The 12,169-nt window shown below is 45.2% G+C and carries 11 protein-coding genes; 3 read left to right on the forward strand and 8 right to left on the reverse strand.

Annotation, left to right across the window (positions count from 1 at the left end; translation table 11 throughout):
• Nucleotides 1-245: 245 nt before the first annotated feature.
• The gene (locus JGK07_RS16120; protein WP_293175689.1) at nt 246-719 is read right to left on the reverse strand and encodes a TspO/MBR family protein; all 474 of its coding nucleotides are present in this window, start codon (nt 717-719) and stop codon (nt 246-248) included.
• Between the two features lie 366 nt (nt 720-1,085).
• Nucleotides 1,086-1,667 carry a hypothetical protein gene (locus JGK07_RS16125; protein WP_293175687.1) on the reverse strand — a complete coding sequence of 194 codons (582 nt, stop codon included), beginning with the start codon at nt 1,665-1,667 and terminating at the stop codon, nt 1,086-1,088.
• Between the two features lie 352 nt (nt 1,668-2,019).
• Here JGK07_RS16125 and JGK07_RS16130 point away from each other — a divergent pair, with 352 nt between their 5' ends.
• Entirely contained in the window at nt 2,020-2,334 is a 315-nt protein-coding gene (locus JGK07_RS16130; protein ID WP_293175685.1) for a zinc ribbon domain-containing protein, read from the forward strand.
• A 158-nt stretch (nt 2,335-2,492) separates the two neighbouring features.
• Here JGK07_RS16130 and JGK07_RS16135 read toward each other — a convergent pair whose 3' ends face one another.
• On the reverse strand, nt 2,493-3,347 hold the full coding sequence (locus JGK07_RS16135; RefSeq protein WP_293211161.1) for a DUF1232 domain-containing protein: 855 nt from the start codon (nt 3,345-3,347) through the stop codon (nt 2,493-2,495).
• Between the two features lie 111 nt (nt 3,348-3,458).
• Between JGK07_RS16135 and JGK07_RS16140 the strand changes: the two genes are divergently transcribed.
• A complete protein-coding gene (locus JGK07_RS16140) occupies nt 3,459-4,286 on the forward strand; it encodes an SDR family oxidoreductase (RefSeq protein WP_293224415.1) in 828 nt (275 codons plus the stop codon).
• Between the two features lie 175 nt (nt 4,287-4,461).
• Here JGK07_RS16140 and JGK07_RS16145 read toward each other — a convergent pair whose 3' ends face one another.
• The 5 genes from JGK07_RS16145 to JGK07_RS16165 all read right to left on the reverse strand — a co-directional run bounded on the left by JGK07_RS16145 (nt 4,462) and on the right by JGK07_RS16165 (nt 9,898).
• Entirely contained in the window at nt 4,462-5,094 is a 633-nt protein-coding gene (locus tag JGK07_RS16145; protein WP_293175679.1) for a Uma2 family endonuclease, read from the reverse strand.
• Between the two features lie 150 nt (nt 5,095-5,244).
• The gene (locus JGK07_RS16150; protein ID WP_293175677.1) at nt 5,245-6,006 is read right to left on the reverse strand and encodes a DUF4184 family protein; all 762 of its coding nucleotides are present in this window, start codon (nt 6,004-6,006) and stop codon (nt 5,245-5,247) included.
• A 68-nt stretch (nt 6,007-6,074) separates the two neighbouring features.
• Nucleotides 6,075-7,337 (reverse strand): SufS family cysteine desulfurase, encoded by a 1,263-nt coding sequence (locus JGK07_RS16155; RefSeq protein ID WP_293175675.1) that lies wholly within the window; start codon nt 7,335-7,337, stop codon nt 6,075-6,077.
• A gap of 430 nt (nt 7,338-7,767) precedes the next feature.
• Nucleotides 7,768-9,321, reverse strand: coding sequence for a lysine--tRNA ligase (gene lysS, locus JGK07_RS16160; RefSeq protein ID WP_293204507.1), 1,554 nt, complete (start codon nt 9,319-9,321; stop codon nt 7,768-7,770).
• 439 nt (nt 9,322-9,760) lie between these two features.
• A complete protein-coding gene (locus JGK07_RS16165; RefSeq protein ID WP_293290953.1) occupies nt 9,761-9,898 on the reverse strand; it encodes a hypothetical protein in 138 nt (45 codons plus the stop codon).
• A 34-nt stretch (nt 9,899-9,932) separates the two neighbouring features.
• On the opposite strand from JGK07_RS16165, the gene tkt reads away from it, so the two are divergent.
• Complete coding sequence (gene tkt / locus JGK07_RS16170; RefSeq protein ID WP_293175669.1) at nt 9,933-11,948, forward strand: transketolase; 2,016 nt, start codon at nt 9,933-9,935, stop codon at nt 11,946-11,948.
• Nucleotides 11,949-12,169 lie beyond the last annotated feature (221 nt).

Consider the following 12,169-nt stretch of genomic DNA (forward strand, 5'->3'; position numbering starts at 1 on the left):
TCATTACAAAGCGTATCTATAGCTTCTAAGAATGGTGAATTTATCTCAAAATATACTCACCACTAGCGAAGAGTGTTCAATAAGATGCGTTCCCCCTGACCAGGGAGCTTCAACAGTTATAAGACAACCCTCAGTGTGAGATTGTCGATTGAATATAAAAATTGTTGATGGCGACACACCCTAAAAATCTTTCCCTTTTCCCTTTTCCCTTTTCCTTCTTCCGACTTCCCTCGGACTTCTATCAATTAAACATCCGCCGGATTGAGGTGCATCATCGCCCAAGTCGTGTAAGTGCCGATCGGACTCCAGAGTATGTAAGGCAGCAATAACAAGGTCGCTGATTCAGAAGCAGCCAACACGCTCAAAGCTAGCAGCACGCTTAAAATTGCGCCAGTTCCGCCGATTATCGTACCGACTTTGAGGCTCCTAACTTTGCACATAACCGACGTGTAAGACATAGTTACTATTTCTAAAAGCAGGTACAAACCCATTCTCAACCAAGTCTCCTGAGTTCCCGGTGCTTGCTCCCAAACAATCACTGCTGACCAAGCTCCACAAATAAAAATTACTGTCCAAATTATGGGAATTGCTGCTTCAATTTTTAGCCATCTCGGACGCACTAATCGGTTGAACCATTGGATGTCACTGGTCGAGATTCTGTTAATCGCCAAAGCTACTATCAAGACGACTGCTCCAATTACCATCCATGATTTAATCATTTCTCTACCTTTAGCTAGATTAACTGTTTCAATTAAACCTATATTTTAGGTAATTCCGAGGCAAAGCACATCTCTCTCCAGTCTTAAATTGATAATTGCAAGGTAAATTAGGCTGTTCAACAGTTGACAGTTGACAGTTGACAGTTGACAGTTGGAGAGCGACCTCTACCTATAAGTCCTAGGAATGAAACAGTGAATAATTTTGTTTTATTTCTCCCTCGAAGGAGGAGGCTCTAAACCCATTCTTCTTGGTTAAAAACAGCAAGTTTATTGCCTTCACAATCCCGGAAACATAACCTAATTATGTAGGGTGCGCGGCGCGCACCTTACCGCGACAAGTAGCGCTTAGCCTTGCAAATCAATCGGCTAGCCGAGCCGGTGATGGTGTTCTAATTCTAAACTAGAGTCATCATCTTTTCTGGGAACCAGAAGCGTATTTTCACTGCTCGGTTGCAACACAGCTTTAATCACTTGGAGAAAACGGTTGGGTTTTTTAGTTTGGCCGTTGAGTGTGCGACGATCTTTAACTTTTTGAGAAAGGTGTCGCATCACAGATAAATCGAGTTCATCGATGAAATGATCTGCTATACGTTCTCCCATTAAATCAATAGCTTCTGAATACTGATCTGTCAGCATTTCTATGGCATCGTATGCTTCATCAGCAACTTGACTTGCTACTGTTTTATTTTGATCCCCTGATGTCTGAGAATGGCTGCGGCGCCTGTCTAAAAGACTTTGATACTCAGCAACACTCATTCCCAAATTGTAGAGGTGATGGTGAGCGTGATCCATCAAATCTACTTCACTAGGATAGAAGAAACCGCGAGTGCTGTTGATGCCGTGCAGTTTTGCCCAACGCCGCAGAATAGTCTCATCTTGTAGTTGGTATCGCTCCAACATTTGAGCTGTATTCAGCTCCACTTCTGGCGTAACTTTGAAATCGCTCATCGGTAAATCCTCACTGGTGAATAGATGAATACACTTGAAACTTAAAATCAGTAGTTTGGGCGCAGTCTGAAATGACGATAAATCCTTTGACGGCATTCAGAGAAGTCTTGGGGGCATTTGCTAGCCGTCGATCGAGTCAGAGGATTTCAGGGTAGCGTAGTATTGGGCTTGGTCTCGATCGCATTCGGGAGCAACTGCACAGGGTTAATAATATAGCTGATTTGCTGTTTCAACAACCATTAAAAATAGTAAACTTTGCTTTTTTGGCTTGAATTGTTAGTAATTTTGAGTTATAATACTCACTGTTACCGTGCAATTAGTAATTTTAGTAGTTGCAAGCGAGATTCTTAGTATGCCTGTATACGATTATTTTTGTCCCACAAACAACCAGCAGTTAGAAGTTTCGCACAGCATGAACCTGGAAGTTTCGACTTGGGCCCAACTATGCGAGTTGGCTAAGTGCGAACTTGGGGATACTCCTGGAGATACTCCGGTACGCCGAATGCTGAGCGCTCCGAGGTTGATGAAGCCGACATCCGACACTGATTACAAAAATCAGGGCTTCAGCAAGTATGTGAAGCGAGATGAAGGGGTTTATGAAAATGTCACGGCTAAAGATGGTGAAAGCCGTATTATCAATCGAGAAGGTAAGCCGCTGAAAGACTGAGAATCCACAATCACTAAGTTCGTAGTCAGGACTTCAGTCCTTCTTAAAAGTTCGTAGTCAGGACTTCAGTCCTTCTTAAAAGTTCGTAGTGAGGACTTCAGTCCTTCTTAATTTTTAAGTTTAGCAGGACTAAAGTCCTTACTACAAACCTGATAAGATTATTTACCAAACCAATCACTCATTTTCTGCTGTGCTTGTGCTTTAGTTTCAGCATTAATGTATACTGAAACAGTCGCTATCGCCGCCAGCAACACCCCCAAATCATCTGTAAATCCGACACCGACTAATATATCTGGAATCGCATCAACCGGAGATATAAAATAGGTCAAAGCTCCCACAACAACGGTTTTAGCCCAAGCCGGTACGTTGGGATTTTGAGCAGTGTAATAAAGCGTCAAAGCTTTTTCAACTACTTCTCGGCCAGCGCTTAAAGCAAATTTTTTAAGTTTTGCCCAAAAACTTTCATCGGAATAATCTGGTTGCGGATTGCTGAGGTTTATGGTGGTTCTTTTGGGGTCGATTAAATCGAGAGGAATGCCCTTATTTTTGAGCTGGGAAACGGCAGTATTAAATGATGCTGATGCTTGATTTTTTTTGGGCGCAGCCTCCTGTATTTGTTTCATGTCTGCGATGAATTCTTGCATGGCTTGAATTTGCAAATCGGAAACTGCGAGCATTTTTTTCGCGGATTGAATCGCCTCGCTTTCTGTGGGATGCAGGGTATTATTTGCCAAAGCAATGCCGATCAAAAAATACATGACTCCCAAGCGCAGCGGTTCTTTTGACTGACTGAGAGTTTGCAAACAGTCGCCCAGAGATGGTGGAGTCGCTGTGTAGGATTGGATTTGAGCCTTGGCTGAATCCGAAAACTTGTCTAAATTTATGGTTTTAAAGAACAAATTTAGTTCGTCAATATCAACAGAACCGTCGGCGGCTGCGATCGCAAATAAAGAACCGTAAAAAGCTAAAAGTTCGGTTTCTGAAGATGTAGCAAAAATATCTTGTTCGGACATGATGCAACTGGGATCGCTCGCGACGATCTCGATCGTACCACAAACCTGACCTCGAATCTTCGCAAAAACCGGCAATAATCTTAAAAGCTAGGACAAAATGGAGAATTTTTGATGAAAGTTGCGATCGTCGGCTGCGGTTATGTGGGTACTGCGACAGCCCGACATTTACGCGGTAAATCTGATTGTACCGTGACGGCGACAACTACGACAGCGAGCCGAGTTAGTGAATTGGAGGGTGTCGCCCAGCGGGTAGTTGTGCTTAAGGGAAATGATGCAGGTGCGATCGCGAGTTTACTGCAAGACCAAGATGCTGTTATGCTGTGCGTCGGTGCTCGAAATGCTGATGCTTATCGAGAAAGTTACTTAGAAACTGTGACAACTTTGGTATCAGTTTTACAGCAAACACCGACAGTCAAGCAGGTGATTTATACGGGTACTTATTCAGTGTACGGCGACTGTCAAGGTAAACTGGTAAACGAAGAATCACCCGTCGCGCCCGCCAATCCCAACGGTGAAATTCTCGCCGAAACCGAACGAGTTTTATTAGCAGCATCGAATCCAAACCTGCAAGTTTGCATTCTCCGTTTGGGTGGCATTTACGGGCCCGGGCGAGAATTAGTTAAAATCTTTGGACGTTGGGCTGGGACAACTCGTCCGGGCGCCGGGGAAGATGCGACAAATTGGGTGCATCGAGATGATATTGTTGGGGGATTGACCTTTGCATTGGACAATCGATTGCAGGGGATTTACAATTTAGTCGGGGATGTGTCGCTATCCAGTCGCGAATTAGTCGATCGCATTTTTGAAACTCACAATCTACCGAAAGCTACTTGGGATACATCTGTGAGCAGCGTGCGGCCTTATAATGCGAGGGTATCGAATCAAAAAATTAAGGCGGCTGGCTATCAGTTTATCCATCCTGAAATTAGTGAGTTTTAATTATCTAAATTTAGATCGTGTCCGCCGTTATAAAGTTCGTAGTGAGGACTTTAGTCCTCATAGTTTAAAGAGGACTAAAGTCCTTACTACAAACCTATTTTATCGTGCTACTGACTGCGGACACGATCTTGCCAACTCGCCACAATAAAAGCCATTTTGTCCGTAATTTCTGATGCTATATTTTCCCTTTAACCCAAGTCCTAAAAGATTTCAGCAAAGCAATTTCCCCCATCGTTTGAGTGCGAGTGAAAAACCCAGCCATTTCTGCTGCTGATACAAAGGGAAAAGCAATACTAAAGTCGCGCTCAATATATTCTGTTTCTACTAGCTGATAAAATTTCAAAACTCGCCCGTTATATAGCCAGAGTTCCGGGACTCCAAGTGCTGAGTAAATGGCAAACTTATTAATTGAACTGCTGGTAATATCTATTTCAATGGCTAAATCAGGCGGTGGGGCAGTTTCTAAATCCAGTTCTTGCGTGTCTCTGACTGCTGCTTCATTTTGGATATAATAGCAGCTATCTGGTTCTATGCCTTTTTTGGTATTTTTAAGTTTGAGAGTAGTTGAGCCCACACTTTTAATTTCAATGTCGAGTTCTTCTGCCAAAATGAAAATGAAACGATGAAATTGAAGTTTATAACTTTCATGAAGGTATGAAGGAGTCATGATTTCTAGCATACCCTCATCGTAAGCTATGCGATAACCTCGCTTATCGCCTATTTCTTTGAGCAAGGTTTCAAAGGTTCGCCAGCTAATATTTTCTAGAAGTCTTCTCTGTTCGGCTAAACTTGAAGTGGTAGCAATCATCTCAAAATCTCCTTGAGCTGAGAAAACTCTGGTTTTATTGTAGCACGGGCAAAGTTAGTTCCCAAAAAGCGTTCTTTTTTGAGCCGCGGATGCACGCGAATGAACGCGGATACTGGAAGGGAATTGAGAATTATCTTTTTTACCCAATTCTTAGTTTAATTGCTGAAAACCTTTGAGCTTCCAGAATGTAGCTGAGTATAAAAAACAACCGATAAATAGCCCGGAAATAGAACCAATAACAGCTCTAACAACTATCCCCGAAAAACTTCCATCCTCGGCTAGGTGTAATTTTACGGCAATTGCTGCGAAGATACCAGATGTGAGCAAAATGCAGCCAGTTGCTAATAATTTCCAGGAAATAGGTAGCGTTTCTTGCTTTTGGCGAGGTTGAGTGTTGAGTAACCATACTAAAAACCAAATCGACAAACCGCAGAGCCCGAATATGCCACTTCCATATTGAAGTAATTTGTAAAGTGGTAGAGACACAATCTTAGATTGCAGCAGAGGAAAGTTGACGACAAACCATCCTGTGGAATGAGTAAAATCATCCCAAACAATATGACTGATGCCACCGATCGCGATCGATGCTATAATGATTAAAAATCTAGATAATGGAAAGAACGAGTATCGTCTGATTGGTGGTAGTCTATCGGCTACCTGTGAGGGAGCAAGTGCCAGCAGCGGATGCTTGAAAAACAAATGAAACACTAGCAACATAACCAGGGAACAGGGTATACCTTCAACGAACACTCCTGGTAAACTGTGTCCAATGCTTCTGACTGGTTTTAGGGCGATAAAATATTGCAAATCGGGTATCATTGTCCCAATTGCGATCGCTAACAAATCCAATTTTCGTTTAGATAGCAACCAGATGGGCGCGGCTGCGATCGGATGTGCAATTGTAAAAGGCATTCTGCTAAACTGAATCCTTACAAAAAAACTTTGGTAACTGAGGTGGGCAAATACCCACCCCACAAAGCTTACCCCATCATCTCACCAAAAAAGTCGATCGTCTCTTTCAAGGCTTTGACAAACACATCAATCTCCTCATGGGTATTGTAAAAATACACACTCGCCCGTGCAGTAGATGAAATGTTCAAATAGCGGTGCAAAGCTTGCGTGCAGTGATGCCCGGAACGAATCGCGACCCCCTCCGCATCCAACATGGTGGACAAGTCTTGAGGGTGAAGTTCTCCGGCGCTAAATGATGCTAGCGCTGCCCTACCTTCGCCGTTGCTGTCTGGTTGTGGCCCGTAGATTTTGATCTCGGGAATTTGCCGCAACTGTTGGAAGAGATAAGCCGTCAAGTCGGCTTCGCAAGCGTGAATCCGATCCATGCCTATGTTACTAAGATAGTCGATCGCAGCACCAAGGGCGATCGCCTCACCGATTGCCGGAGTCCCCGCCTCAAACTTGTGCGGCAAATCAGCATAGGTGGAATATTCGAGAAACACATCAGCAATCATCTCGCCGCCGCCGAAAAACGGAGGCATTTCTCTCAGCAAGTTTAGTTTACCGTACAGAAAACCGATACCAGTCGGAGCGCACATTTTGTGGCCGGAAGCAACCAGCCAATCGCAATCCATTGCTTGCACGTCTACTACCATGTGCGGCACGCTTTGGCAAGCATCAATTAAAACTTTGGCGCCGAAACTGTGGGCAATTTTGCATATTTCTTTGACTGGATTGATGCAGCCTAAAGTATTGGAAACGTGAACCACAGATACCAACTTAGTTTTGTGGGAAACCAGCGTTTTAAACTGTTCCAAATCAAACTCGTAAGTTGCAGTCAACTCTACAAACTTTAACACCGCACCAGTTTTTTGAGCAATCATTTGCCAGGGAACGAGATTGCTGTGGTGTTCCATCACCGACAGGATAATTTCATCTCCCGCTTGCAGATTGCTTAAACCCCAAGAATAAGCAACTAAATTAATTGCTTCCGTGGCGTTGCGAGTGTAAACAATTTCTTGTCGCGATGCTGCATTGATAAATGCTGCAACTTTGTCTCTCGCACCTTCGTAAGCATCAGTTGCTTTGGCGCTGAGAGTGTGGGCGCCGCGGTGGACGTTGGCATTGTATTGTTCGTAGTAATCGCGCCAAGCGTTGAGTACAGCTAGGGGTTTTTGGGAAGTCGCTGCGTTGTCTAAATAAATTAGCGGTTTACCGTTGACTTTTTGCGTCAAAATGGGGAAGTCGGCGCGAACTTTTGAGGCTAGAGTTTTTTCTTGAATAAGTGTCATATTTTCTGAGTTAACAATGAGAAGTTATTTTTTTGCAAGATTAGGGCGCAATTCCATTTTAAACGATTTTTTGCATCAATAGGTACGTTGTTGGGCTTTAGCCCTTTTTATATATGTCTAAAGAGGGCTAAAGCCCAACAACGTACTTTAATTAATTCCGCTTTTTGGCTGCGGACTGAAGTCCGCACTACAAACGAATCTTACTGCGGTTAATTGATCGGACACGGCTTTGAGGGGGAAAAGTCAATTTGGATTTTGGGATTTGAAAATCCAAAAGCCTTTCGAGTCTAACTAGAGCTTTTCTCTAAAAGATGAGGTATGACTGACAGCTTATATAATACACTAAGAGGGCTAAAGCCCAACAACGTACCTCACCTATCTGAGAAGGGCTATAATCTTGATAAATCAAGACACCACCTACAAAATTTGACTAATCTTTCACTGGCCGCATTGTCGGGAACATTACGGCATCTCGGATGCTTTGAGTATTAGTTAAAAGCATCACCAATCTATCTACGCCGATGCCCATTCCCGCACAATTCGGCATTCCCAAAGATAGCGCTTGGATGAAGTCTTCATCCATGGGATGCGCTTCGTCGTCGCCTGCATTTTTCTGCGCTAGCTGTTCTTCAAAGCGCTTTCTTTGCTCTTTCGGATCGTTCAATTCTGAGAATCCATTTGAGTATTCTGTGCCATTAATAAATAGCTCGAAACGTTCGACAAATCCCGGTTTGCTGCGGTGTCCTTTGGCTAAGGGACTGACTTCGACGGGATAGTCGATGATGAATGTCGGTTGAATTAGTTTGGGAACAACTAATTTGTCAAAAACTGCGTACAAGACGTAGCCTAAACTTTGTTGTTCTAACTTTGACAGATGCAGTTCTAGCTTGCTTGCAGAGCCGATCGCACTTTCCAAGTCCAAACTGTCAAAATCCAGCCCAAACTCGTCTCTGACAGCTTCCACCATCGTTTTAACTTGCCAGTGTTTGCCGCTAAAACCGGGATATTTGTCGCTGTAGTCGAACTTGCGCTCTAAACTGATGGTTTCTCCCTGATTTTCAATTTCCACGACATCTCCAAAGACAGCCGCCGCCGCAAAACACATCACATCTTCGACAACTGTTAAAATGTCGAACACATCTGCATAAGCTTGGTAAACTTCTAAGGAGGTAAACTCGGGATTGTGAGTGCTGTCAATACCCTCATTTCTAAAGGCTTTTCCTAGTTCAAATACTCGCTCAAAACCGCCGCAAATAGCTCTTTTTAAGAACAGTTCCGGTGCCACTCGCAAATATAAGTCTACTTCCAAAGCATTGTGGTGCGTCATGAACGGCTTAGCAGCAGCACCACCGTAAATAGCTTGGAGTGTCGGTGTTTCTATTTCGTAAAAATCTGCTTTCCAGAGATAGGAACGGATGCTTTGAACGATGCGGCTGCGGAGCATGAAACGGTTGAGCGCATCTTGGTTGCTAGCCAAATCCATTTCGCGGTGGCGGCGGCAAACTTCGGGATCGTTAATGCCGTAATAAGCATCGGGAAATTGGATTGTAGCTTTTGATAAAAGGGTGAATTCCCGCACTAAAATAGAAAGTTCTCCCCGAGGCGTGCGGCAGCCAATACCTTGGACGCCGACAAAATCGCCGATATCAAGCAATTTTTTAATTTGTTCAAAGCTCAAACCGACTTCACCGGTGACGATTGCTTTCTCGATTTTGAGTTGAATTTTGTCTGTGGCGTCTTTTAAATCGATGAAACCAATTTTGCCGCTGTCTCGCTTGGAAATAATCCGGCCTGCTAATCGCAGGGAAATTTCTTCGGGATCGCTTTCTCCATTGGCGAGTTCTTTTCCCGGCTGACTAAATATTTCGCGAACTTGTTGGGCTGTGTGCGATCGCGCGTAGGATTGGCTAGGATACGGTTCTATGCCTTGCGATCGCAGTTCTTCTACTTTTTGACTGCGGACTTCGGCTTCACTCAGAGTCATTACTTATTGCCTGGTTAAAATTACCAATATCTTACATCTTGCACTATTCTCGTGCTGGCGCTCCGGGCGGGCTCGCCTGCTCACCCCACCAGAAAATTCACTCTTTGTGGGACAAGCATCTTGCCTGTTCCTGACCAAGCTGCAAAATGTGAGAAACACTAGACTTTATCATAACCGCGCAACAGGGATGAATTTTTCAAACAACTAAGATACACTTGCGATCGTCAGGCGTGCCTTAACTGTTGACTAACATCTGCGATCGCAACCGCCACATCCGGCGCAGACGTAAATAATCTCACAAAAAAAAACTAAACTCCTTACAGATAAACGGTTTGATTCCCACTCTCAACTGCCAACTGTCAACTGCCAACTGCCAACTGCCAACTGCCAACTGCCAACTACCAACTGCCAACTGTCAACTGCCAAAGCGGGCGAAACCTTAAAAAATTAAGTTGTCTGTCGATCGCAAGTGGTGAGATGATATGTAGTGCAGCCTCACGGCAGTTCCACAGAAACTGAACAGCAGAGACGCGGGCGATCGAACTCGACTCATCGCACCTCTGCCAGAATCGACCACACACACTCTCTCTTAACATATAAAAACCAGAATTATGGCTGTTGCAACTCAATCACTCGAAGAACTCTGCATCAACTCTATCCGCTTTCTCGCCATCGATGCGGTAGAAAAAGCAAAATCAGGACACCCGGGACTGCCGATGGGCGCTGCTCCTATGGCCTTCGTGCTGTGGGATCGGTTTATGCGGTTCAACCCCAAAAACCCCAAGTGGTTCAATCGCGATCGCTTCGTCCTCTCGGCCGGACACGGCTGTATGCTACAGTACGCCCTCATGCACTTGACCGGCTACGATAGCGTCAGCCTCGACGACATCAAGCAATTCCGTCAGTGGGAATCCAAAACCCCCGGACACCCAGAAAACTTTGTCACCGAAGGCGTAGAAGTTACTACAGGCCCTCTGGGACAAGGCATTGCTAACGCCGTCGGTTTGGCAATGGCAGAAGCTCACCTCGCTGCCAAGTTTAACAAGCCCGGTAACACCATTGTTGACCACTACACCTATGTCATCATGGGTGACGGCTGCCACATGGAAGGCATTTCTGGCGAAGCTTGTTCCTTGGCTGGACACCTCGGACTCGGCAAATTAATTGCCCTGTACGATGACAATCACATTTCCATTGAAGGCGACACTAGCTTGGCCTTTACTGAAGATGTCGGCAAGCGTTTTGAAGCTTACAACTGGCACGTTATTACAGTAGACAATACTGCTCTAGACAACGATACTAACCTAGAAGCAGTTCACAAAGCTATTGAAGAAGCGAAAAAAGTCACGGACAAACCGTCCATGATTAAAGTCCGCACCATCATTGGTTACGGTTCTCCCAACAAGCGCAATTCTTACAGTTCTCACGGTGCTGCTTTGGGTACCGATGAAGTGAAAGCAACTCGCGATTTCTTGAAGTGGGAATACGCACCGTTTGAAATTCCTAGCGATGCTTTGTCACACTTCCGCAAAGCAGTTGAACGCGGCGCTCAATCTGAGCAAGAATGGAATCAAGCTTTTGCTGATTATAAAGCAAAATATCCCGCAGAAGCAGCGGAATATGAGCGCACCGTTGCTGGCACACTTCCCGAAGGTTGGGATAAAGTTCTCCCGACTTACAAGCCGGAAGATAAGGCAGATTCCAGCCGGAATCATTCTGGAAAATGTTTGAATGCTTTGGCTGCTGTCCTACCTGAATTGATCGGCGGTTCCGCTGACTTGGCATCTTCTAACATGACTTTGCTCAAGGGTGAAAAAGATTTCCAAAAAGGTCAATACGAAGGACGCAACCTGCGGTTTGGTGTGCGGGAACACGCTATGGGCGCGATCGCCAATGGTATGCTCCTCCACGGTGGCTTAATACCTTACTGCGCTACATTCTTGGTATTTGCCGACTATATGCGCGGCGCAATTCGCCTCTCCGCACTCTCCGAAGCCGGAGTCATCTATGTCATGACTCACGACTCCGTAGCCTTGGGCGAAGACGGCCCCACCCACCAACCAGTCGAAACCATCGCTTCCCTGCGCGCCATCCCCAATTTATTGGTAATGCGCCCTGCGGATGGAAACGAAACATCCGGTGCTTACAAGGTGGCAGTTGAAAGCCCCAAACGCCCCACTTTGATGGCTTTGTCTCGTCAAAACTTGCCCAATTTGGCCGGAAGCTCGATCGAAGGAACAGCCAAAGGCGCTTACATTTTGTCCGACGACGGCGGCACTCCCGACATCATTTTAATCGGCACCGGTGGCGAAACATACCTCTGCGTTGATGCCGCTGAAAAATTGCGCGCCGCAGGCAATAAAGTCCGCGTCGTTTCGATGCCTTGCTGGGAATTGTTCGACTTGCAAGATGCCACTTACCGCGAATCTGTACTACCAAAAGCTGTTACCAAACGGTTAGCAGTTGAAGCAGCTTCTAGCTTCGGTTGGGGACGTTATTTGGGTTCCGAAGGCGACAGCATCAGCATCGACACCTTCGGCGCTTCTGCACCAGGCCCCGTTGCTCTAGAAAAGTTTGGCTACACCGTTGATAATGTCGTAGCTAAGGCTAAAGCGCTGTTGGGTTAATCAATAGCAGCAGCATAATTTTGGATGGGGCGGGCTTGGGGCTCGCCCCTTTTTTTATGGGTGAAGGAAGAAGGAAGACGGAAGAAGGAAGACGGAAGAAGGAAGAAGGAAGACGGAAAAAGATAAAACTTCAACCCGCGGAGGCGGGTTTTGTTTGTGTAGCCGCGAATGACCTTCGCCCGGTCTTCTGTAGATTTTTGAATTTTGAGATAACTTATAAG

This window comes from Microcoleus sp. PH2017_24_DOB_U_A, from assembly GCF_020738205.1.
Taxonomy (GTDB): Bacteria; Cyanobacteriota; Cyanobacteriia; order Cyanobacteriales; family Microcoleaceae; genus Microcoleus.